We start from the raw sequence: 831 nt of genomic DNA on the forward strand, positions 1-831 counted from the left end.
GGCCAGCGGGTAGTCGGGGTGGGTGCTGCGCACCACGCGCGCCTTCTCCTGCGCCCCCTCGCCCTCGAAGGCCAGCTCCACGCCCACCTCGGCGAAGGCCATCTTCACGAAGTCGCGCACGGTGGTGGTCACCCCCGTGGCGATGACGTAGTCCTCGGGCTGCGCCTGCTGCAGAATGCGCCACATCGCCTCCACGTAGTCCTTGGCGTGGCCCCAGTCGCGGCGCGCGTCCAGGTTGCCCAGGTACATCTTCTCCTGCAGGCCCAGGGCGATGCGCGCCGCCGCGCGCGTGATCTTGCGCGTGACGAAGGTCTCGCCGCGCAAGGGCGACTCGTGGTTGAACAGGATGCCGTTGCAGGCGTACATGCCGTAGGCCTCGCGGTAGTTGACCGTGATCCAGTAGCCGTAGAGCTTGGCCACGGCGTAGGGGCTGCGCGGGTAGAACGGGGTGGTCTCGGACTGCGGCACGGCCTGCACCAGCCCGTAGAGCTCGGAGGTGGAGGCCTGGTAGATGCGCGTCTTCTGCACCAGGCCCAGGATGCGGATGGCCTCCAAGAGGCGCAAGGTGCCGATGCCGTCGGCGTTGGCCGTGTACTCCGGCGCGTCGAAGCTCACCTTCACGTGCGACATGGCCCCCAGGTTGTAAATCTCGTCGGGCTGCACCTCCTGGATGATGCGGATCAAATTCGTCGAGTCCGACAGGTCCCCGTAGTGCAGCTTCAGGCGCACGTCCGACTCGTGCGGGTCCTGGTAGAGGTGGTCGATGCGGTCCGTGTTGAACAGCGACGAGCGCCGCTTGATGCCGTGGACTTCGTAGCCTTTGGCGAGCAG

The 831-nt window shown here is 66.9% G+C and carries 1 protein-coding gene; it reads right to left on the minus strand.

Annotated features, from left to right (window positions below; translation table 11 throughout):
• Positions 1–831: GDP-mannose 4,6-dehydratase (gmd, locus tag AC5FXY_RS22315; protein ID WP_493558940.1), on the minus strand; the 831-nt coding region annotated here is incomplete at both ends.

Source organism: Hymenobacter sp. FMD4, from assembly GCF_058932745.1.